The organism is Streptomyces netropsis (assembly GCF_014203545.1).
GTDB classification, from domain to species: domain Bacteria; phylum Actinomycetota; class Actinomycetes; order Streptomycetales; family Streptomycetaceae; genus Streptomyces; species Streptomyces netropsis.
Genome location: NZ_JACHJG010000011.1, coordinates 1 through 20,803, shown reverse-complemented (window position 1 = coordinate 20,803; position 20,803 = coordinate 1). Strand labels below are relative to the sequence as shown.

Genomic DNA, 20,803 nt, shown 5'->3' with positions numbered 1-20,803 from the left:
CCGGAAGGGCGTTCCCACGGGAAACCGCGGGAACGCCCTCGTCATGCGGCCTCTTGGCTCAGTCCTCTTCGGCAAGGATCAGATAGAGCTTCTTGCGCGATTCGTTGATGACCGCGAGAGCCTTCTGCCGCTGCTCCTCGCTGCCGGTCTTCCAGACCTGGCCGAAGGCCTCCATCAGCCCGAAGCCCGCCTGGCGGATCTCGTTCGCGGATTCCCAGTCGGCACCGCGCCCGGCCTCTTCCCACGGGGCCTGTGCCCCCGCTTCGGCCTCGGCCCGGCCAGGCTCGGTGAGCGTGAACAGCTTCTTGCCGCCCTCGCTCGCGCTGCTGATCAGCCCCTCGTCCTCCAGCAGCTGGAGCGTCGGGTAGACCGATCCCGGGCTCGGCTTCCAGGTCCCGCCACTGCGCTCGACGATCTCCTGGATCATCTCGTAGCCGTGCATCGGCCGGTCCTTGAGCAGCGCCAGGATCGAGGTCCGCACATCGCCCCGCCGGGCCCGGCCGCCCGGGCCCCCGCGCCGGTGACCGCCGAACGGACCCCGGCCGAAGGGCGGCCCGCCGAAAGGAGGTCCGAACGGCCCGAAGGCGGCGCGGCCGCCACCGGATTCACCCCGACCGCGAGGGCTGGGTCCACCGTGCTCGTGCCCATGAAAACGCATGATGACGTTTCTCCCATCGTTGATCCGTCGTGATGCATCAACGATATATCGGAACCGGTCGCATGACAATGCCGGCCGCCCTCCTGCGCGACCTACGACCCTCGCCTGGCGGCCGGGCCGGGCGAGAGCCTGAAATCCCTCGCCCACGCCCGCCCCGCCCGGTACGGTCGCGAGGGTGTTCGCACTGCGGGCAACCCAGGAGATCCGCGCGCGGCCACCCCGGCAGGACCCACGCTGAAGGAGATTTCGTCGATGGCATGCCGTATCAGTGAGCTCGTGCTCGATTGCCACGACCCCGAGGCGCTGGCGCGGTTCTGGTGCGAGGTCCTGGACTTCGTCGTGCTCGATCGCTACGAGGGCGACATCGAGATCGGGCCGCGCGAAGGGTTCGGCGGCCCGCAGCCGACGATCATCCTCAGCCGCAGCGACGAGCCGAAGAACGGGAAACTCCGGCTGCACATCGACGTCAATCCCACCGACCGCGATCAGGACGCCGAGCTCGAGCGCCTCCTGGCCGCCGGGGCCGAGATCGTCGACGTCGGCCAGACCGGGGAGGAGCCCTGGCACATCCTCGCCGACCCCGAAGGCAACGAGTTCTGCCTGCTCAAGGCCCGCCTCGCCGCACTCTGACGGCCCTCGTCGGCAACGAGGGCCGACGCTCTGCCGGAGTGCGTACAGGCGACGTGCTTGTCACCCACCCCCCGAACAGGGCCACATTTTCCGGATTGGCCGTGTCGCAGCAGGTCAACGGCCCTTTACCGTCCGGGCCATGCGGATACGAATCGTCGACGCCTTCACCGACCGCCCCTTCGCCGGCAACCCGGCCGGGGTCCTGCTCCTCGACTCCGACACCTTCCCCGACGACGCCCGACTCCAGCGGATCGCCGCCGAGGTCAACCTCTCCGAGACCGCGTTCGCGCACCGGCTGCCCGGGGACGCCGCCGCCGACTGGGCGCTGCGCTGGTTCACCCCCACCACCGAGGTCGACATGTGCGGGCACGCCACGCTCGCCACCGCGCACGTCCTGCACAGCACGGGCACCGCCACCGGCACCGTGCGCTTCTCGGCCCGCTGCGGCGTCCTCACCGCGACCGCGCACGACGACGGCTCGATCACCCTGGACTTCCCGACGTCGCCGCTCACCCCGGCCACCGTCCCCGACGGTGTCGCCGCCGCGCTCGGCGCCGAACCGGTCTCCGTGCTCGACACCGGACCGCACATCGGCGACCTCCTGGTGGAGCTGGCCGACGAGAAGACCGTCCGGGGCCTGTCCCCCGACGTCCGGGCGCTCGCCCGGCACTCCCGCCGGGGCATCATCGCCACCGCCGCGGCCGAGGACCCCGCGCGCGGCTACGACTACGTCTCGCGCTGCTTCTTCCCCAACGTCGGCATCGACGAGGACCCGGTGACCGGCAGCGCGCACACCGCGCTGGCCCCCTTCTGGTCCGCCCGTCTGGGCCAGGGCGACCTGACGGGCCTCCAGGCGTCCACCCGCTCCGGGCTCGTACGGACCTCCGTGCGCGGCGACCGCACCCTGCTGACCGGCACCGCCGTCACCGTCATCGACGGCGAACTGCTCGCGTAAGGGGGCCGCGTCCGCCCACGGCTCCCGGGGACCGGCCCGGTCAGGCCGTGGGCAGCCAGCCCACCTTGCCGGCGAGCAGCGCGTAGCCGACGAAGGCCACGACGTCGATCAGCGCGTGCGCGGCGACCAGCGGCCCGACGCGCCCCCAACGCCGGTAGAGCAGGACGAAGACGACGCCCATGGCCATGTTGCCGATGAGACCGCCGATGCCCTGGTAGAGGTGGTACGAGCCGCGCAGCGCGGAGCTGGCCACCAGGGCCGCCATCGGCGTCCAGCCCAGCTGCCCGAGTCTGCGCAGCAGGTAGCCGACCACGACGACCTCCTCCAGCACCGCGTTCTGCGCGGCGGAGGCGATCAGCACGGGAAGCTTCCACCAGACGTCGGGGAGCGCCTCGGGCACCACGGTCAGGTTGAACCCCGCCGCGCGGGCGCCGAGGTAGAAGAGCAGCCCGGTGCCGCCGATGGCCGCGGCGAGGGCCGTCCCCCACTTCAGGTCGAAACCCGGCCGCAGCCGGTCGAAGCCGATGGCACGCAGTCCCGCGCCCTCGCGCAGCAGCAGGTGCGCGACGAGGAGGACGGGTACCAGCGAGGTCGTGATGCCGAAGAGCTGCCAGGCGAGGTCCAGCCACGGCCGGCCGGGGGCGTGGCTGCCGTTGAGCGTGGCGGCCTGGTCGCTCAGCCCGCCGGGGCGGGTGGCCGCGCCGACAAAGCTGATCAGCGACGAGACGCCACTGGCCCCGAGCGACAGCGCCAGGACGAGCAGCAGCTCGACCCGCAGCGTCCGCCGCGTGAGCCCCGCGCCGCGCGCCTCGGCCGCCCCGGGCGTGGAGCCGGGGAGAACACCGGGAAGGCCGCCGGGCGGAACGTCCACCTCGTCGCGCGCACCTCGTCGCACACCTGCCTCCACTTCCTCCCGCCCTCACACCCGCGGAGAGGAGCGTCGCCCATGGTCGTCACCAGCTTGCCCGACGACCTCGCGCCCGCCAAACGGCCGACGGCCGGGGGCCCGCGTCAGGCCCCGGGGCCGACGGGCCAGGTGTGCACCGGCTCCCCCGTCAGCATCAGCTCGCGGTAGCGCCGGGTGGTGGCGGCCAGCGCCCGGTCCCGGTCCATGCCCGCGTCCCGGGCCCGGTGATAGGTGTCGGCCTGCCAGGACGCCCCGTTCACCCGGCGGCGGCAGCGCTCCTCGACGATGCCGAGGTAGCGGTCGCGGTCGGCGGGCTCGACACCCCACGCGTCGAGCCCGGCGGCGGCCAGCGGAAGCAGCTCCTCCTGTACGAGCCGTACGGCCGGCACCCGGGTCAGGGTGCCGTTGCGCCCGGCCTTGGGCCAGCGCAGGGTGGCGTCGATGCCGTCCCGGCAGGCCGCGTCGAAATTGTCCCCGGCGACGGCGAACGGCAGCCGCGTCCACACCGGCCGGCCCTCCTCCGCGAGCGCCCTGACCAGCCCGTAGTAGAAGGCGGCGTTGGCGATGGTGTCGGGGACGGTGGGGCCGGCGGGCAGGACGCGGTTCTCCACCCGTAAGTGCGGGACACCGTCGGCGATGCCGTAGACGGGCCGGTTCCAGCGGTAGACGGTGCCGTTGTGCAGGACGAGTTCGTACAGCCCGGGCACTCCTCCCTCGTCCAGTACCCGGATCGGGTCCTCGTCGGCGGAGATGGGCAGCAGCGGCGGGAAGAAGCGGAGGTTCTCCTCGAAGAGCTCGTAGACCGACTCGATCCAGCGCTCCCCGAACCAGGTGCGCGGCCGTACGCCCTGCGCCTGGAGTTCGGGCGGCCGGGTGTCGGTGGACTGCACGAACAGCGGCGGGCGGGACTCGCGCCACAGCTCCCTGCCGAAGAGGAAGGGGGAGTTGGCGCCGACGGCGATCTGCGCGGCGGCGACGGCCTGCGCCGCGTTCCACACGGCGGCGAACCGGCTCGGGGTCACCTGGAGGTGCAACTGCACGGACGTGCACGCCGCCTCGGGCGTGATCGACTTCGCGGTGCAGGCCAGCCGCTCGACGCCATCGATGTCGATGGTGAAATCCTCGCCGCGCGCGGCCACGATCGTGTCGTTGAGCAGGGTGTAACGATCGGCCTCGGAGAGGTTGGCGGAGACCAGGTCCTCCGGGGTGAGGGTCGGCAGAATACCGATCATCACGATCCGGGAATCGACTTCCCCGGCCTTGCGGTCGGCGTAGGAAAGCCCCGTGCGCAACTCCTCGGCGAGCTGGTCCAGAACGCTTCCGGACAGCCGGTGCGGCACGATATTCACTTCCAGGTTGAACCGCCCCAGTTCGGTCTGGAAATCACGGCTCGCAATACGCTCCAGCACCTTCGCGTTCATCATGCTCGGCATCCCGTCGGGCCCCGCGAGATTCAGCTCGATCTCCACACCCATGAGATTCCTGGGGCGGTCGAACCGCTTCTCCTCCAGCAACCTCCCGAGCCCGCACAGACACTGCCGGAGCTTGTCCCGGTACCGCTGCCGGTCAGCGAGGTCGAACCCCTCGGCCACGACCTTCTCACCCATCGAAGGGTCCCTCCTCACGCGGGTCGCCCGCGGCGCCAGGCGCTCGTGTCAGCATCGATGATGCCCAGGCAATGTGATCGATAACGCCATGCCGGTGCCACATACCCGGTAGGCTCGGCCCGAAGCGCACTCCGGCACATTCCGTCGGCATGAAGCGACACCCCGGGCATATCGCATTGCGCTGGTGATAAACACCGACGAGATTCGGCCGACCGTATCCGGGGCAGATTCCGAGGTCACGAGAGCGGGCCGGGAACAAATTCACCGAAATCCCCCCGGAACTGAGCCCGGATTTCCCCTTGCCGGAAATACTCGCGACAGCTAGCGGAAACACCCTGTGAACATGTGTCGTATAAACTCCATGGACAAGGCAGAGAGTAGGCGCCCTGGCAGTCGGTCCCGGCCCCCCTCTGACCCTGCACACCGACAGCGTCGTCCGCACCTGCCCAGCATCACCGTGTCTCCGAAGTGAGAGGCGACCCGCCATGCCCCTGCATGTCCCCCCTGCCCCCGCGCCTGCCCTCCGCACGGTCCTCACGGCCCTCGGTTCCCCCACCGCGGTCCGTGAGGCACGCACCCCTTCCCTCAAGTCCGCCCAAGGCCCCCTCACCGCCGAACTCCCCCTGCCCGTCCACGTCCTGGAGCACGTGACCGCCCGGAGCGGCGCGCCGCGCACCCGGCTCACCGGCTGGCGCTTCCTGATCAAGGGAGCCGAGCGGGCGGTGGCCGCGGGCGAGACGACGCTGACCGCCGACGGCTGGGTGTTCTCGTACTTCTTCGAAGGGCCGTACGTCGCCTCCACCGAGCTGGCCCTGCGACAGGCCGAGTCGATGACGACGCCGTACCAACCGCGGCTGCTGTCCGTCCCCGAGCTCTACATGCTCACCCTCTGGCTGCATGCCGACATCACCGCCGACGCCTCGTCAGGCGTCCCCGGGCCGGGCGATCTGCTGGTGCCGCTCGCCCCCGCGCCGCCCGGAATCGCGGCCCACCGTCCGCACCGGGTCGCCGAACTGCTGGCCGTCCTCACCCACCGACTCGCCCCCGCCCCACGCTTGAAGACCTCGGCCTGAGGCAGGGTCGGCCGGGCAGATCTTCGAACCACCCGTCCCGCTACGAAGCACCGAGCGCCCCGCGACCCACCGGTCGCGGGGCGCCGTGCTGCCCTCACCCTCCAGGCGTAGCCCACATTGACTATCCCGAACCCCCCAAAGGGGCCGTCTTGTTGACAGCAACCGCCCGCACGGGTGATGCGTCTCCTCCCTGTGAGGAGAGCTGCCGGGAAATCCCTGCGGAATCACGCCCGTAGGGCAACACTGGGAGCGACCGAACGATTCACAACGGGGGGCGGCATGACCACCGCATCGAGCCGCAGGACACAGACCACACCGCAGCGAAAGAACCCTTCCATGTGCCAGCACCAGCCCGCATGCCCGTCAGCCGACTCCACCGACCGGGAAGCCGCCCATCTCGTGGCGCACTACCCGGAACAGGGGTGGAGCCTGCTGTGCAACGGCGTCCTGTTCTTCGAGGACACCGGTGAGCTGCTGCCGGACGGGCAGATCATCGCTCCGCACCGGCCGCTGGGCACCGAGCACGTGGTGACCGCCGCGTAGTGCCGGCACCGCACAGCGCGAAAACCGCATACAGAAGGGGCCGGCCCGGCGACATCGCCGAACCGGCCCCGACCTATGTCAGCCCCGGGGAGATCTCCCCGGGAAGGGCCGCCCGTCCGGGCGGCCCGGACCGTCAGCCGTCGTACTCGTCCATCGGGGGGCACGAGCAGACGAGGTTACGGTCGCCGTACGCACCGTCGACGCGGCGCACCGGCGGCCAGTACTTGTCGGCGGCGGACACCCCGGCCGGGAAGACGGCCACCTCGCGGCTGTACGGGTGCTCCCAGGCGCCGGCCACACAGGCGGCGGTGTGCGGGGCGTTCCGCAGCGCGTTGTCGTCCTTGTCCCACTCCCCCGAGCCGACCTTCTCGATCTCGGCACGGATCGCGATCATCGCCTCGCAGAAACGATCCAGCTCGGCGAGGTCCTCGCTCTCCGTGGGCTCGATCATCAGGGTCCCGGCCACCGGGAAGGACATCGTCGGCGCGTGGAAGCCGTAGTCGATCAGGCGCTTGGCGACATCGTCCACGCTGACGCCGGTCGCCTTGGTCAGCGGCCGCAGATCGACGATGCACTCGTGCGCGACCAGGCCGTTCGGGCCGGTGTAGAGCACGGGGAAGTGCGGCTCCAGGCGCTTGGCGATGTAGTTGGCACCGAGCACCGCGACCTGCGTGGCGCGCTTGAGGCCCTCGCCGCCCATCAGCCGGACGTACGCCCAGGAGATCGGCAGGATGCCGGCGGAGCCCCAGGGGGCCGCCGAGATCGGGCCGACGCCGGTCGCCGGGCCCGCGGTGGGCTGCAGCGGGTGGTTGGGCAGGTAGGGGGCGAGGTGGGCGCGGACAGCGACCGGACCGACGCCCGGACCGCCGCCGCCGTGCGGGATGCAGAACGTCTTGTGCAGGTTCAGGTGCGAGACGTCGCCGCCGAACTTGCCCGGCTTGGCCACCCCGACCAGGGCGTTGAGGTTCGCGCCGTCGACGTACACCTGCCCGCCCGCTTCGTGGACCTCCGCGCAGATGTCGGCGACGTGCTCCTCGAAGACACCGTGCGTGGACGGGTAGGTGATCATCAGCACGGACAGCTCGTCGCGGTACTGCGCGATCTTGGCGCGCAGGTCCTCGACGTCGACCTCGCCGTCGTCGGCGGTCTTGACCACGACGACCTTCATGCCGGCCATCACGGCGCTCGCGGCGTTGGTGCCGTGGGCGGAGGACGGGATCAGACAGACGGTGCGTCCCTCGTCGCCGTTGGCACGGTGGTACGCCCGCACCGCCAGCAGACCCGCCAGCTCACCTTGCGAGCCCGCGTTGGGCTGGATGGACACCTTGTCGTAGCCGGTGACCTCCGCGAGCCGCTCCTCGAGCTCGGTGATGAGCGTGAGATAGCCACCCGCCTGCTCGACCGGCGCGAAGGGGTGCAGCGCACCGAACTCGGGCCAGGTGACCGGCTCCATCTCGGTGGTCGCGTTGAGCTTCATGGTGCACGAGCCGAGCGGGATCATGCCGCGGTCCAGGGCGTAGTCCCGGTCGGCGAGCCGGCGCAGGTAGCGCAGCATCGCGGTCTCGGAACGGTGCTGGTGGAAGACCGGGTGGGTGAGGTAGTCGTCGGTGCGCAGCAGGCCCTCGGGGAGCGCCTCCGCGACGTGGGCGTCGAGCGCCTCGATGTCGGCGTCCACCCCGAAGGCGGACCACACCGACGCCACCTCGGTACGCGTGGTGGTCTCGTCGCAGGCGATGCCGACCTGGTCGGCGTCGACCAGGCGCAGGTTGACGCCCCGCTCACGGGCGGCGGCGACGACCTCGGCCGCCCGGCCGGGCACCCGCGCGGTGAGGGTGTCGAAGTACGCGCCGTGCACGACCTCGACCCCGCCGGCGCGCAGGCCCTCGGCGAGCAGCGTGGCGTAGCGGTGCGTACGCCGCGCGATGCCCGCGAGACCGTCCGGGCCGTGGTAGACCGCGTACATCCCGGCCATGACGGCGAGCAGGACCTGGGCGGTACAGATGTTGCTGGTGGCCTTCTCGCGGCGGATGTGCTGCTCGCGGGTCTGCAGGGCCAGGCGGTAGGCCTTGTTGCCGTCCGCGTCCACGGAGACGCCGACGAGGCGGCCGGGGAGGCTGCGGGCGAACTTCTCGCGCACGGCCATGAACCCGGCGTGCGGACCGCCGAAGCCCATGGGCACGCCGAAGCGCTGGGTGGTGCCGACCGCGATGTCCGCGCCCAGCTCGCCGGGCGAGGTGAGCAGGGTCAGCGCGAGCAGGTCGGCGGCGACGGTGACGATCGCGCCCAGCTCGTGGGCCCGCTCGATGACGGGGCGCGGGTCCCGCACGGCACCGGAGGCGCCGGGGTACTGCAGGAGCACACCGAAGACGCCGCGCTCGGCGATGTCGTCGGGGATGCCCTGGGAGAGGTCGGCGACGACGACCTCGACGCCGGTCGGCTCGGCACGGGTCCGTATCACCGCGACGGTCTGCGGCAGCGCGTCGGCGTCGATGAGGAAGACGCCGTCCTTGACCTTGCCCACGCGCCGGGACAGCGACATGGCCTCGGCCGCGGCGGTGCCCTCGTCGAGCAGGGAGGCGCCGGAGGTGGGCAGCCCGGTCAGGTCGGCGACGACGGTCTGGAAGTTGAGGAGCGCCTCCAGCCGGCCCTGGGAGATCTCCGGCTGGTAGGGCGTGTAGGCCGTGTACCAGGCGGGGTTCTCCATGACGTTGCGCAGGATCACCGGCGGGGTGAAGGTGCCGTGGTATCCGAGCCCGATCATCGGGGCGAGGACCTCGTTGCGGTCCGCGAGCGTGCGCAGCTCGGCGAGGACCTCGGCCTCGCTGCGGGCGTCGGGCAGCCGGAGCGCCTCGGTGCTCTTGATCACGGCCGGTACGGCGGCGGCGGTGAGCTCGTCGAGCGAGCCGAACCCTACCTGGGCGAGCATCTTCGCCTGGGCCGCGCTGTCGGGCCCCACGTGGCGGTGCTCGAACGGCGTGCCACGCTCCAGGTCGGAAAGGGAGATGCGGTGGGCTGTCATCTGCGGAGGCCTCCTGGTCGTTGCGACCTGCGAGGGGTACCACGGCGCGGGTACCCGGACGGCCTCCCCCTCTGTCATCTCAACCTGAGAGCTTCACCGGCCGCACGAGGCGGGCCGACTTTCACCGTCGGTGAGGAGGGGCTTCGTCGCTGTACCCGACCCGGCCCGCCCTGCTTTCCAGAGTGACCTCGTCCTCGCGGTACGTGTGCCTGAGAGATTCCGGGGAGGATTTGCTCCTTCGGCGCCCCCGTCGAACCTGTCAAAGGATCTCGGAGGACTCTCCCGCGTGGGGTCTGCAGCCACTGTCAGCCTACCAGCGCGGGTCCAGGCGGATCCCTCGAGTGGCCGGTTCCCGCTTTGTGCCTTTTCGTGGTTCTCAGGGCTTCTCTGTGCTTCTCTGTGCTTTCTCAGGGGCCTCGGAGGTCGCTGGAGTTCCGGAGGGCAGGCGCGACCACGGGAGGAACCGTGCAGACCGATATCGATCCGCGGAGTCTCATCGGCCGCAAGGCGTTCGACCGCAATGGCGCGAAGATCGGCACCGTGGACGAGGTGTACCTCGACGACGCGACGGGGGAACCGGAGTGGGCGGCGGTGCGCACCGGGCTGTTCAGCCGGGACGCGTTCGTGCCGCTGGAGCCGAGCCGGGTCGAGGACGACACCCTGCACATCCCCTACGACCGGGCGCTCATCAAGGACGCCCCGGACTTCGGGGTCGGCCGCCACCTCTCCCCCGAACAGGAACTGCAGCTCTACCACCACTACGGACTCGACCTCCCCCCGCCGGACCCCGAGCCCGCCCCTCGGCCCGGCGCTCAGCCGGACACGCCACCGGCCAGCGGCTGACCGTCGGGCCGCGCCCCCGGCCCGACGGCCGGCTCGGGCTCGGACGGCTCGGACGGCTCAGTCGGCTCGGACGGGTTTGCCGGTCTGGACGGGGCCGCCGGTCTGGACGAGGTCGCCGGCTCCGGCGGCTCCGGCGGCTGCTCCCAGGCGGCTCTGATCAGCGGCAGCGGCTCCCCCGGCTCGAGCGCGGGGTCGTCCACGGCGAAGGTCCGTACCCGGCCGGGCCCGGACCAGGGCTGCTCGAAGCGCACGGTGACCCGGCCGACCCCGCTGCCCTGGATCCAGCCGGTCCCGTACTCGGCGTGCCGGATGTCCAGCCCGGGCAGCCAGCGCCGCGGCCCTCGCCCCGCCGTCCCGGCCGCCCCGTCCGCCGTCGGCTCCTCCTCCGCCTCGGCGGTCGGTGGCTTCTCCGCGTCGGCGGCGGCCTCGGCCGTAGCTGCCGCCTGGGCGAAGAGGTCCTCCTGGGTGTAGTCGGCGAGGCCGGTAACGCCGACCCCCAGCAGCCTCACCCCCGCCGTGGTGTCCACGCCGTCCAGCAGCCGCCCCGCGGCCTCCCGCACCACCCCGAGGTCGTCCGTCGGCCCGCGCAGCGTCTCCGAGCGCGTCAGCGTCGAGAAGTCATAGCTCCGCACCTTGATCACGACGGTGCGTCCGGACCGTCCCGCAGCCCGCAGCCGCTGCACGCACCGGTCGGCGAGCCGCGCGAGCTCCAGCTCCACGCGGGTCCGGTCGGTGAGGTCCTCTTCGAAGGTGTCCTCCACGGACACCGATTTGGCGTCCCGCTCGGCGACGACGGGGCGGTTGTCGCGGGCGGTCGCCAGGGCGTACAGCCCCGCGCCGTGCGCCTTGCCCAGCAGCCGCACCAGCTCCGCCTCGCCCGCCTCCGCCGTCTCGCCCACCGTCGTGAGCCCGGCCCGCCGCAACGTCTCGGCCGTGGCCGGTCCGACGCCGGGGATGGCCCGCACCGACATCGGGGCCAGCAGCTCCAGCTCGGAGCCCGGCTCGATGACGGCGAGGCCGTCGGGTTTGGCCTGCTCGGAGGCGATCTTGGCCAGCATCTTGGAACCGGCGAGCCCCACCGACCCGCTGAGCCCCGTGGCCTGTCGGATCTCCCGCCGCAGCTGCTCCCCCACCGCCCGCACGGCCGCCGAGGAGGGCTCGACGCCGCCGGCCTCGAGATCCACGAACGCCTCGTCCAGGCTCAGTGGCTCCACCAGCGGCGACAGCTCTCCGAGCAGCCTCATGACCACCTCGCTCACCTCTCGGTAGAGCGTGAACCGAGGGGCCAGATAGGCGGCGTTGGGGCACAGCCGCCGTGCCTGGGCAGTCGCCATCGCCGAATGGACGCCGAAGGCCCGTGCCTCGTACGACGCCGTGGCCACCACGCCCCGGGGGCCGATCCCGCCGACCACCACGGGCTTGCCGCGCAGGCTGGGCTTGGCCGCCTGCTCCGCCGCAGCGAAGAACGCGTCCATGTCCAGATGCAGGATGGTCGGTGCGGCTCTCACATCTCCGATGCTGCCCTACACCACTGACAATCGCGCTGACCTGCGGCGGAGCGTCCCGCACCGGGCCTGGCACCCGGCCCGGCCCGACCCGGCCGAGGGCGCGGCGGCGGTGCCGCTCAGCCGACCCGGTTGCGCCGCCTCGCCAGCTCGTCCGCCGGGTTGTGGCCGATGAGCGTCTCGCCCGTGTCGACGCGCTCCCCGTGCAGCTTGGCCAGCGCGCTCTCGACGTCGCGCCACACCACCCCCACGGCGATCCCGAAGACGCCCTGCCCGCCCTGGAGGAGGTCGACGACCTCGTCGGGGGAGGTGCACTCGTAGACCGTGGCACCGTCGCTCATCAGCGTCATCTGCGCCAGATCGGCCACGCCGCGCGCACGCAGGTGCTGCACCGCGGTGCGGATGTTCTGCAGGGAGACCCCGGTGTCCAGGAGCCTCTTCACGATCTTGAGGACGACCACGTCCCGGAAGCTGTAGAGCCGCTGGCTGCCCGAGCCGTAGGCGGGCCGCACGCTCGGCTCCACGAGCCCCGTCCGCGCCCAGTAGTCCAGCTGTCGATAGGTGATGCCCGCCGCCGCGCACGCCGTGGGACCCCGGTACCCGACGTGGTCGTCCCCCGGCTCCTGCGGCGCGCTGACCGCCGCCGACGCACCATGACGGGGTCCGGGTTCGACCGTTCCCCCATGCAGCGGATACGGACCGCCGACCGCCGTACCGTCGCCCGTGCTTCTCACGCCGACCTCCGTCCTTGACCTGCCTTCTCGACGGTAGGCAGTCACTCGGGGTGCGTCAACGATCGCCACACTCGGCACGCCGAGTGATAATCACCCAGAGAGTGGTTTTACGTGTCCCAGCGCCGGGAAGGGCTACTCGAATGCGCCGCGGCCGCCCCTACGGGAACCGCGGGCACGCCTCACTGGCTGTTGGTGCCGAAGTCCTCCGGCGAGATCTGGTCGAGGAACTCGCGGAACTTCTCCACCTCGTCCTCCTGCTCGTCCGGGATGGCGATTCCCGCGTCGTCCAGCACCCCGTCACTGCCGTAGATCGGCGTGCCCGTGCGCAGCGCCAGCGCTATGGCGTCGGACGGCCGGGCACTGACCTCCACGCCGCTGGCGAAGACCAGCTCCGCGTAGAAGACCCCTTCACGCAGGTCCGTGATGCGGACCTCCGTGAGCTGCTGCCCCACTGCGTCCAGCACGTCCTTGAAGAGGTCGTGCGTCAGCGGGCGGGCGGGGGCCATGCCCTGCTGGGCGAAGGCAATGGCCGTCGCCTCCCCCGGTCCGATCCAAATGGGGAGGTAGCGGTCGCCTCCCACTTCACGCAGGAGCACGATCGGCTGGTTGGAGGGCATTTCCACCCGGACACCCACGACATCGAGCTCGTTCACACAGCAACCCTAGGACGTGCCCGGCAGGTTTGGGTAGTCGGGCCGCCCTCCGGTCAGTGCGGACGCGGGTGCAGGGCGCTGCGCACAAGGGCCGCGTGGAGCCGTACGGACAGCGCGGCCAGCTCCCGCGCGGTGGCCTCGGCGTGCGCCCTGGTCTGCGGATTGCGGTGTCGCCGCAGGGGTGCGACCACCTGTTCGACCAGTCCGGCCTCGCGGTCGGCGGCGGCTTTCATGGCGCGAAGGTGCCGGGGTTCCAGGCCGAAACGGCCCAGATCCGCGACGAGCTTGGCCACGGCGACCGAATCGACGTCGAATCCACCGTCCGGGTGGGCGCCGATCAGGCCGTACGACTCCCATTCACCGAGCTCGGGCTCGGTGACGCCGGTGACCGCCAGCAGCTCGGCACGGCCGATGCGCGTGGCCACAGGCGGCTTCGAGCCGGCCTCCACGGCCTCCGGACCGATGGGGTCCACCGGGGCGTCGAGAGCGTCCCGCTGCTGCCCCGGCGCGGGCAGCTGGACCCGCTCGCCCCGGGCCAGGGCGTCCAGCTGCTCCCGGATGACCTTGAGCGGAAGGTAGTGGTCACGCTGCATGCGCAGCACGAACCCCAGTCGCTCCACGTCCTCCGCACTGAACTTGCGGTAGCCGGACGGGGTGCGCTGCGGCTCGACCAGGCCCTCCGCCTCCAGGAATCGGATCTTGGAGATGGTGACCTCGGGAAACTCGTCCCGCAGCAGGTTGAGCACCGTGCCGATGCTCACCAGTCGGCCGTCCGCGCCGGCGGTACCGGAGGATCCGGTACCGCCCGACGATGTTCGAAGCATGGCCCTTCCCTCGCGGGGTCAGATGCCGCGCTGGCTGCCGTAGAAGACCAGACGGTACTTACCGATCTGCACCTCGTCGCCGTTCGACAGCGGAACCGTGTCGATGCGCTCCCGGTTGACGTACGTGCCGTTGAGGCTGCCGACGTCCGTGACGGTGAAACCGCCGTCCTGTCCTCTGCGGAACTCCACGTGCCGTCGCGAGACCGTGACGTCGTCGAGGAAGATGTCGCTCTGCGGGTGACGGCCCGCGGTGGTCACGTCGCCGTCCAGCAGGAAGCGGCTGCCCGAATTCGGACCTCGCCTGACCACCAGCAGCGCCGAGCCCAGCGGCAGCGCGTCGACGGCCGCCTGGGCCTCCGGGGAGAGCGACGGAATCGGCGTCTGCCCGGTGGTCTCCGAGTCGTACGCCTCGAGACCGGAGATGGAGATGGTCGAGGTCGTCTCGGAGGCGCGCTCGGCAGCGGCGCCGGGCCGCAGCGGCGCACCGCAGTTGGAACAGAACCGGCTGGCCTCGCCGGCCCGGTGACCACACCTCGTACAGACCGGCAAGGCAAACCCTCCACCCGCACTTGAGGCCTCTGGTGCTCCGAAACCTATGCGTCCGGCTGCGGCAGGGTCAACAGAGGGCGCGCCCTGACCGCCAGGGACACCACCTCCGGGGGCACCCACCTGATCCCGGAACAGAGGGCGACCTTCCTGGGCCCCCTCGCCGCCTTCCGACGGACGCGACGCCCTGTGACGGGCGGAGCCGCCGTCCTGGCGTGCGCTCTTGCCGAACAACTTCCCAAACAACTTCACGGGCGATTCCCCTTGACCGAAACAGACCCGCCCGTGGGGCAGGACAAACCCTCGATGCACACACCGTCCGACCCGGACACCTCTACAACGTCCGTGGTCAGCTCACAGTTTCCACCACGCGCCCCCAACTTGGTGCGCCGACCCCCCGCAACCTCCCACGCTCCCCGTGGAGCCCTCATCCATGCCCGCCTCACTGCGATGACGACCGAGCGTAGTCAGGCCGCTTCGCCGGGCGCAAGGCATCCACAATGATCTTCTCAGACCGGGCCACCGCCACGCCCGCCTGCTCCTTCTCCAGAGTCTGCACCACACCCCCGGGGATGTTCAGAGCCGGCTCCAGGTCCTGCGGCTTGCCGATGACCTTGAACCGGTAGGGCTGCGAGACCTTCTTGCCGTCGATCTCCACCCGGCCCGCGGCACCCGAGAAATAGGTGTCGGCGACCACCCGGACGTTGTTGATCTGGATCGCCTCCGCACCCGCGGCGCGCAGCTCCTGGATCGCGTCGAGCAGCATGTCCGCCTCGACCTTGCCCTTGGTGTCGCTGACCGTCAGCTGGATGCCGGGCCCTCGGGCCGCCACCGTGCCGGCGAGCACACCGAGCTGTCCCTCTTTCTGCTCGGTCTGCTTACGCGCCTCGGCGGCCTGGTTGGAGCTGCTCTCCAGCTCCGACTGCTGGTTCTCCAGCCGCCGTTTCTCGTCCTCCAGCCGCTTCGTGCGGTTGTCCAACTCGTCCAGGATCCGCACCAGGTCCTCCTGGCGGGCTCCGCGCAGGGCACTGCTGTCGTTGGTCGACCGGACCTGGATGGCCAGGCCCAGTCCGAGCACGCACAGCAGCAGCGCCACGATGAGCTGCGCCCGCGTCAGCCTCGGGGGCCACAGCCCCTTGGCGAGCCGTTGACGACCGGTCAACGGCCCGGCCCCGGCAGGCTCTTCCGCCGACGTCACGGGTTCGGGCGTGTCGTCCTCGGGCGGCGCGGGTTCCGGCCGCTCCGGCTGTTCCGGCTGTTCCGACCGATCCGGCTGTTCCGGTCGCTCGGGCCGGCTCACCTCGTCCGGCTTGTCCGGTTTTTCGGACGCTGCGGCTTCGTCGGGCTGCGGTGCCTTCTCGGCCTCGTCGCCCTTGTCAGCTTGTCCGCTGGGCCCTTCGGGCGCCCGCTGCTGCTCCGGCTCCTCGATCGGCTCCGGCTTTCCGGACTTCTCCGGCGTGTCGTCGCTGCTCATCGGCCTCACGCCCGGAACACGTGCCGCCGGATGGCGGCCGCGTTGGAGAAGATACGGATACCCAGGACGACCACGACACCGGTGGAGAGCTGCGCGCCGACACCGAGCTTGTCACCGAGGAAGACGATCAGCGCGGCCACGACCACGTTGGACAGGAAGGAGACGACGAAGACCTTGTCGTCGAAGATTCCGTCCAGCATCGCCCGAAGGCCGCCGAACACCGCGTCGAGTGCCGCCACGACAGCGATGGGAAGGTAGGGCTCGACCACCGTCGGCACCACGGGACGGACGAACAGTCCGACCACGACTCCCACGATGAGGCCCAATACGGCGATCACGATGTGCCCTTCCCTGTGTCGGTGCCGCGTTTCTCCGCGCCACCGCCCTGCGGCTGTGCGGTACGTACGAGCAGGCTCGGCGCGGCCGGCAACCGGACCTCACCCTCGGCGGAAATGCTGGCCCGGACGCCGTAATTCTGCTGGAGAACATGCAGATACTGTCCGTCGGCACTGTCCTGGAAAGCGGTGCTCAGCCGCTGCCCGTCGCCGATCGCCAGCACCGTGTAGGGCGGTACCAGCGGTTTGTTGTCGACCAGTATGGCGTCACCGGCGGCCCTGATCGCCGACAGCGCCGTCAGCCGCTGTCCGTTGACGGCGATCGCCTCGGCGCCGGACTGCCACAGACCGTTGACGATGCGTTGCATATCACGGTCGCGCACCCGGCCCGTGTCGGAGAATCCGGTGCTTTCGCGCGGTCCCCCGGCGCCGCTCTGCTTGGTCTGCTTGGCGTCGTCGACGACCACCTTGACCCCGGGGCCGCGCACCGGAGTGGCCCCCGCGAGCAGCGACACCAACTCGGCGCTGTCCCCGCCGTGTTTCTCCAGGACGTCACGCTGCTTCGTGCCGACCGCGTCGCGCAGAGTGTCGACATTCTTCTGCAGGTTGTCCGCGGCCGTGGTCTCGGTCTCGATCCGGTCGATGAGCTGCTGGCGCTCCTTGGCCAGGGTGGGTGCCGCTATCCGCGCCTGCGCGGCACCGAGCGTCACCACCGCCGCGGCCAGCAACAGGGCGGCGGCGAGCCCCAACTTGGCGCGCAGCGTGTTCGGCAGCCCCTTGCCGCCCTCCGCGCGCCGGGCGGCCGCCTCCGCGTAACCGTCGTCGAGGCTGTGGTCCATGACATTGGTCAGCAGCGACATGGAGGCATCGGGGCGCGGAGCCGGCGATGCGGTGCTCCGAACGGGGGGCTGCTGCGACATGCCGCACATCGTCGCACGTCGGAGCCGTCGTCTCCCAATGGCCCCACCGGCGTGCCGGATCCGGACCGGGGAGACGACGTCCCGTTGACTCTCTCGGGTACCGCTGTCCGGTACCTCGCTTCGCGCCGGTCAGCGCCCGGCGCCGTCCACGATCGCCGACCACTCGTCCAGCAGGGCCTGCGCGGAGGCGTCGTCCGGGCCCTCCGCCCACAGGTGCGTCACCGCCTCGGCCGGGTCGGGCAGGACCATCACCCAGCGCCCGTCGGCCTCGACCACCCGCACACCGTCGGTCGTGTCGACCGAGCGGTCCCCGGCCGCCTCGACCACATGCCGCATGACGAGTCCCTTGACCGCCCACGGGGTGGCCAGGTCACGTCGCAGCACATGCGCCCGCGGAATGCGTGCGTCTATCTGGCTGAGGGTGAGCTGCGTACGCGCCACCAGACCGATGAGGCGTACGAACGCCGCCGTACCGTCGAAGACGCTGCTGGACTCCGGGACGATGAACCCCCCGCGTCCGTCCCCGCCGAAGATCGTCGACTCCGCGCGACCGACCCGGGTCAGATCGTCGGGCGACGTGGTCGTCCACTCGACCTGGGTACCGTGGTACGCGGCCACCTGCTCGGCGATCCGGGTCGTGGTCACCGGGAGCGCCACCCGCCCGCTGCGCCGCTCGGCGGCGACCAGGTCCAGCAGGACCAGCAGGGCGCGGTCGTCCTCGACGATGCGGCCGCGCTCGTCGACGAGCGAGATCCGCTCGCCCACCGGGTCGAACCGCACTCCGAACGCGGCCCGCGCCGAAGCGACGATCTCCCCGAGCCGCACGAGGCCGGACCGCCGGGTGTCGGCGGTCTCGGTCGGATGCGCCTCGTCGAGGCCGGGGTTGATGATGAGGGCGTCCACGCCGAGCTTGCCGAGCAGGCTGGGCAGAACAAGCCCCGCGCTGCCGTTCGAGGCGTCGATGACGACCTTGAGCCCCGACTCGGCGACCCCGGTCGTGTCCACCGACCGCAGGAGCGAGCCCGTGTACGAGTCGTAGACGCTGGACGGGAAGGACAGGTCACCGATCTCGCCCGGGAAGGCCCGTCGGTACTCCTGCCGGGCGTAGACCCGGTCGAGCTTGCGCTGCCCGGCCTGGGAGAGGTCGGCGCCACGCTCGTCGAAGAACATGATGTCCACCGAGTCCGGCACGCCCGGTGACGTACGGATCATGATTCCGCCGGCGCTGCCCCGCGCGGTCTGCTGCCGGGCGACCGGCAGCGGTACGTTTTCCAGGTCCCGTACGTCTATGGCACTGGCCTGCAGCGCGGAGATCACCGCGCGCTTGAGCGCCCGCGCGCCACGGGAGTGGTCGCGAGCCGTGGTGACCGTGGAGCCCTTCTTGAGCGTCGTCGCGTACGCACCGGCGAGCCGCACCGCGAGTTCGGGGGTGATCTCCACGTTGAGGATGCCGGAGACACCACGGGTCCCGAAGAGATGGGCCTGGCCGCGGGACTCCCAGATGACCGAGGTGTTGACGAACGCGCCCGCCTCGATGGTCTTGAAGGGATAGACCCGGACGTTGCCCTGAATAATCGATTCCTCACCGACGAGGCACTCGTCCCCGATGACGGCGCCGTCCTCGATCCGGGCGGCGCGCATGATGTCGGTGTTCTTGCCGATGACGCAGCCGCGCAGATTGCTCTGCGGGCCGATGTAGACGTTGTCGTGCACCACGGCCTTGTGGAGGAAGGCACCGCTCTTCACGACGACGTTGGAGCCCACCACCGTGTGCTCACGGATCTCCGCGCCCGCTTCGACCTTCGCGTAGTCACCGATGTAGAGCGGACCGCGCAGGACCGCGTCCGAGTGGACCTCGGCGCCCTCGGCCACCCAGACCCCGGGCGAGATCTCGAAGCCGTCGATGTCCACATCGACCTTGCCTTCGAGCACGTCGGCCTGGGCCTTGCCATAGCTTTCATGGGTACCGACGTCCTCCCAATAGCCCTCGGCGATATAGCCGTAGATCGGCTTGCCTTCCTTCATCAGCTGCGGGAAGACATCGCCCGACCAGTCGACGGGCACATCGGGCCGGACGTAGTCGAAAACCTCGGGCTCCATGACGTAGATGCCCGTATTGACGGTGTCGGAGAAGACCTGGCCCCAGGTGGGCTTCTCCAGGAAACGCTCGACCTTGCCCGCCTCGTCGACAATGGTGATGCCGAACTCCAGCGGATTGGGTACCCGCGTCAGACAGACAGTGACAAGTGCGCCCTTCTCCTTGTGGAAACGGATCAGGTCGCTCAGGTCGAAATCAGTGAGGGCGTCGCCGGAGATGACCAGAAAGGCATCGTCCTTGAGGGCTTCTTCGGCGTTCTTGACACTGCCCGCCGTGCCGAGTGGCTTTTCCTCATTGGCGTAGGTGAGCTCCATGCCCAGTTCCTCGCCGTCACCGAAGTAGTTCTTGACGAGTGAGGCGAGGAACTGCACGGTCACCACGGTCTCGGTGAGCCCGTGCCGCTTGAGCAGACGCAGCACATGCTCCATGATCGGCCGGTTCACCACCGGCAGGAGCGGCTTGGGCATGCTCGAGGTCATGGGGCGAAGGCGGGTGCCTTCACCGCCGGCCATCACGACGGCCTTCATGTCGGAAACGTCCTCCTTGCGAGACGACGGTCTGTTCCGACTTCACCCGCTCGGATCGCCGACGCGTCTCGCGTACGGCTTCCGCTCCTTGGTGCGGCTCATGAACAACGGCGAGGTCAGTCGGTGGTGGCGTCCGCCTTGACGAGTCGGCGGACCTGGACCACGTAGAGGATCCCTGCCCACCAATACAGGGTTGTACCCCACCCGGCGAACGCCCATCCGAAAACAGCAGCGAGTGAAGCCGGCCAGCCGTCTCCATCACTGAGAAGGAGCAAGGGGAAGGCGTACATCAGGTTGAAGGTGGCTGCCTTGCCGAGGAAGTTGACCTGCGGCGGCGGATAGCCGTGGCGTCGCAGAATCCACACCATGACCAGCAGCATCGCTTCCCGCGCCAGCAGGGCCGCGGTCAGCCAGACCGGAAGGATCTCCCTCCAGGTGAGGCCGGCCAGTGTGGAAAGGATGTAGAGCCGGTCGGCGGCCGGGTCGAGAAGCCGGCCGAGGCTGCTGATCTGGTTCCAGCGCCGGGCGAGCTTTCCGTCGAGGTAGTCGCTGATGCCGCTCAGTCCCAGCACGAGCAGTGCCCAGCCGTCGCTTCCCCGGAGGATCAACCACAGGAAGAGGGGTACGCCGACGAGGCGCGCCATGCTGAGGATGTTCGGGATGGTGAGGACGCGGTCGGTCTGGACGCGCGTCTCCTGGACCTCCACCCGGGGGCCTCCTGTGGGGATATGTACCAACGATGCCCCCTGACCCTACCCGCAGACTTCGGCGCTCCGTGCAGAGGGGGGCAAGGGAGGGCTTTTTATGCAATGCGAAAAAGGCCCGGAAACGCAGAGTAGCCCCCGCAGGAACCAGATGGTTCCCACAGGGGCTACTCTTAAAAATTGTTCGGCGGCGTCCTACTCTCCCACACGGTCCCCCATGCAGTACCATCGGCGCTGAAAGGCTTAGC

At 70.4% G+C, this 20,803-nt stretch carries 19 protein-coding genes, 1 rRNA gene and 1 riboswitch; of the genes, 5 read left to right on the top strand and 15 right to left on the bottom strand.

Translation table 11 applies throughout. The features are described 5' to 3' along the window. Positions 1 to 58: 58 nt before the first annotated feature. Positions 59 to 658: a PadR family transcriptional regulator gene (locus FHS38_RS24055; RefSeq protein ID WP_184736710.1), complete on the bottom strand. Its 600-nt coding sequence runs from the start codon at positions 656 to 658 to the stop codon at positions 59 to 61. Positions 659 to 910: 252 nt separating this feature from the next. Here FHS38_RS24055 and FHS38_RS24050 point away from each other — a divergent pair, with 252 nt between their 5' ends. After that, positions 911 to 1,288 (top strand): VOC family protein, encoded by a 378-nt coding sequence (locus FHS38_RS24050; RefSeq protein WP_184736708.1) that lies wholly within the window; start codon positions 911 to 913, stop codon positions 1,286 to 1,288. A 139-nt stretch (positions 1,289 to 1,427) separates the two neighbouring features. Next, positions 1,428 to 2,243, top strand: coding sequence for a PhzF family protein (locus tag FHS38_RS24045; protein ID WP_184736706.1), 816 nt, complete (start codon positions 1,428 to 1,430; stop codon positions 2,241 to 2,243). A 40-nt stretch (positions 2,244 to 2,283) separates the two neighbouring features. Here the strand turns inward: FHS38_RS24045 and FHS38_RS24040 are convergent, their stop codons facing one another. Both FHS38_RS24040 and FHS38_RS24035 read right to left on the bottom strand, forming a co-directional pair. Then, positions 2,284 to 3,021, bottom strand: a complete 738-nt coding sequence (locus tag FHS38_RS24040) for a CPBP family intramembrane glutamic endopeptidase (protein ID WP_221495337.1) — start codon at positions 3,019 to 3,021, stop codon at positions 2,284 to 2,286. Positions 3,022 to 3,254: 233 nt separating this feature from the next. Then, positions 3,255 to 4,757, bottom strand: a complete 1,503-nt coding sequence (locus FHS38_RS24035; RefSeq protein WP_184736702.1) for a glutamate-cysteine ligase family protein — start codon at positions 4,755 to 4,757, stop codon at positions 3,255 to 3,257. A gap of 485 nt (positions 4,758 to 5,242) precedes the next feature. Between FHS38_RS24035 and FHS38_RS24030 the strand changes: the two genes are divergently transcribed. Further along, entirely contained in the window at positions 5,243 to 5,830 is a 588-nt protein-coding gene (locus tag FHS38_RS24030; protein ID WP_184736700.1) for a hypothetical protein, read from the top strand. A 336-nt stretch (positions 5,831 to 6,166) separates the two neighbouring features. Beyond that, positions 6,167 to 6,373 carry a DUF5999 family protein gene (locus FHS38_RS24025; RefSeq protein ID WP_207303840.1) on the top strand — a complete coding sequence of 69 codons (207 nt, stop codon included), beginning with the start codon at positions 6,167 to 6,169 and terminating at the stop codon, positions 6,371 to 6,373. Between the two features lie 133 nt (positions 6,374 to 6,506). On the opposite strand, the gene gcvP is transcribed toward FHS38_RS24025, so the two are convergent. Continuing rightward, complete coding sequence (gene gcvP / locus FHS38_RS24020) at positions 6,507 to 9,392, bottom strand: aminomethyl-transferring glycine dehydrogenase (protein ID WP_184736696.1); 2,886 nt, start codon at positions 9,390 to 9,392, stop codon at positions 6,507 to 6,509. 187 nt (positions 9,393 to 9,579) lie between these two features. Next, positions 9,580 to 9,687, bottom strand: a riboswitch (glycine riboswitch). 170 nt (positions 9,688 to 9,857) lie between these two features. Between gcvP and FHS38_RS24015 the strand changes: the two genes are divergently transcribed. Continuing rightward, positions 9,858 to 10,235: a PRC-barrel domain-containing protein gene (locus FHS38_RS24015; protein ID WP_184736693.1), complete on the top strand. Its 378-nt coding sequence runs from the start codon at positions 9,858 to 9,860 to the stop codon at positions 10,233 to 10,235. On the opposite strand, the gene FHS38_RS24010 is transcribed toward FHS38_RS24015, so the two are convergent. The 11 genes from FHS38_RS24010 to rrf all read right to left on the bottom strand — a co-directional run. After that, positions 10,205 to 11,743, bottom strand: a complete 1,539-nt coding sequence (locus FHS38_RS24010) for a DNA polymerase IV (RefSeq protein WP_184736691.1) — start codon at positions 11,741 to 11,743, stop codon at positions 10,205 to 10,207. The genes FHS38_RS24015 and FHS38_RS24010 overlap by 31 nt on opposite strands. Before the next feature lie 116 nt (positions 11,744 to 11,859). Continuing rightward, the gene (locus tag FHS38_RS24005) at positions 11,860 to 12,474 is read right to left on the bottom strand and encodes a MerR family transcriptional regulator (RefSeq protein WP_184736690.1); all 615 of its coding nucleotides are present in this window, start codon (positions 12,472 to 12,474) and stop codon (positions 11,860 to 11,862) included. Positions 12,475 to 12,653: 179 nt separating this feature from the next. Beyond that, on the bottom strand, positions 12,654 to 13,127 hold the full coding sequence (locus tag FHS38_RS24000) for a bifunctional nuclease family protein (protein ID WP_184736688.1): 474 nt from the start codon (positions 13,125 to 13,127) through the stop codon (positions 12,654 to 12,656). 53 nt (positions 13,128 to 13,180) lie between these two features. Further along, entirely contained in the window at positions 13,181 to 13,951 is a 771-nt protein-coding gene (ftsR, locus tag FHS38_RS23995; protein WP_184736686.1) for a transcriptional regulator FtsR, read from the bottom strand. Between the two features lie 18 nt (positions 13,952 to 13,969). Continuing rightward, complete coding sequence (locus FHS38_RS36400; protein WP_373301779.1) at positions 13,970 to 14,791, bottom strand: double zinc ribbon and FHA domain-containing protein; 822 nt, start codon at positions 14,789 to 14,791, stop codon at positions 13,970 to 13,972. Between the two features lie 148 nt (positions 14,792 to 14,939). Next, positions 14,940 to 15,971, bottom strand: a complete 1,032-nt coding sequence (locus FHS38_RS23985) for a DUF881 domain-containing protein (RefSeq protein WP_184736685.1) — start codon at positions 15,969 to 15,971, stop codon at positions 14,940 to 14,942. A gap of 5 nt (positions 15,972 to 15,976) precedes the next feature. Continuing rightward, positions 15,977 to 16,309 carry a small basic family protein gene (locus FHS38_RS23980; protein ID WP_184736683.1) on the bottom strand — a complete coding sequence of 111 codons (333 nt, stop codon included), beginning with the start codon at positions 16,307 to 16,309 and terminating at the stop codon, positions 15,977 to 15,979. Beyond that, entirely contained in the window at positions 16,306 to 17,226 is a 921-nt protein-coding gene (locus tag FHS38_RS23975; RefSeq protein ID WP_184736681.1) for a DUF881 domain-containing protein, read from the bottom strand. Before FHS38_RS23975 ends, FHS38_RS23980 begins: the two co-directional genes overlap by 4 nt. A 129-nt stretch (positions 17,227 to 17,355) precedes the next feature. Then, entirely contained in the window at positions 17,356 to 19,851 is a 2,496-nt protein-coding gene (locus FHS38_RS23970; RefSeq protein WP_184736679.1) for a mannose-1-phosphate guanyltransferase, read from the bottom strand. A gap of 116 nt (positions 19,852 to 19,967) precedes the next feature. Continuing rightward, positions 19,968 to 20,558: a cardiolipin synthase ClsA gene (gene clsA / locus FHS38_RS23965; RefSeq protein ID WP_184736677.1), complete on the bottom strand. Its 591-nt coding sequence runs from the start codon at positions 20,556 to 20,558 to the stop codon at positions 19,968 to 19,970. A gap of 179 nt (positions 20,559 to 20,737) precedes the next feature. Then, positions 20,738 to 20,803, bottom strand: a 5S ribosomal RNA gene (gene rrf, locus FHS38_RS36555); the annotation flags it as partial.

Coding starts and splice junctions, on each gene's coding strand:
- FHS38_RS23970 (WP_184736679.1), bottom strand. CDS start 19,851: ATGAAGGCCGTCGTGATGGCCGGCGGTGAAGGCACCCGCCTTCGCCCC.
- FHS38_RS24035 (WP_184736702.1), bottom strand. CDS start 4,757: ATGGGTGAGAAGGTCGTGGCCGAGGGGTTCGACCTCGCTGACCGGCAG.
- FHS38_RS24025 (WP_207303840.1), top strand. CDS start 6,167: ATGTGCCAGCACCAGCCCGCATGCCCGTCAGCCGACTCCACCGACCGG.
- FHS38_RS24030 (WP_184736700.1), top strand. CDS start 5,243: ATGCCCCTGCATGTCCCCCCTGCCCCCGCGCCTGCCCTCCGCACGGTC.
- FHS38_RS23975 (WP_184736681.1), bottom strand. CDS start 17,226: ATGTCGCAGCAGCCCCCCGTTCGGAGCACCGCATCGCCGGCTCCGCGC.
- ftsR (WP_184736686.1), bottom strand. CDS start 13,951: ATGCTTCGAACATCGTCGGGCGGTACCGGATCCTCCGGTACCGCCGGC.
- FHS38_RS23985 (WP_184736685.1), bottom strand. CDS start 15,971: ATGAGCAGCGACGACACGCCGGAGAAGTCCGGAAAGCCGGAGCCGATC.
- FHS38_RS24055 (WP_184736710.1), bottom strand. CDS start 658: ATGCGTTTTCATGGGCACGAGCACGGTGGACCCAGCCCTCGCGGTCGG.
- FHS38_RS24045 (WP_184736706.1), top strand. CDS start 1,428: ATGCGGATACGAATCGTCGACGCCTTCACCGACCGCCCCTTCGCCGGC.
- gcvP (WP_184736696.1), bottom strand. CDS start 9,392: ATGACAGCCCACCGCATCTCCCTTTCCGACCTGGAGCGTGGCACGCCG.
- FHS38_RS24050 (WP_184736708.1), top strand. CDS start 911: ATGGCATGCCGTATCAGTGAGCTCGTGCTCGATTGCCACGACCCCGAG.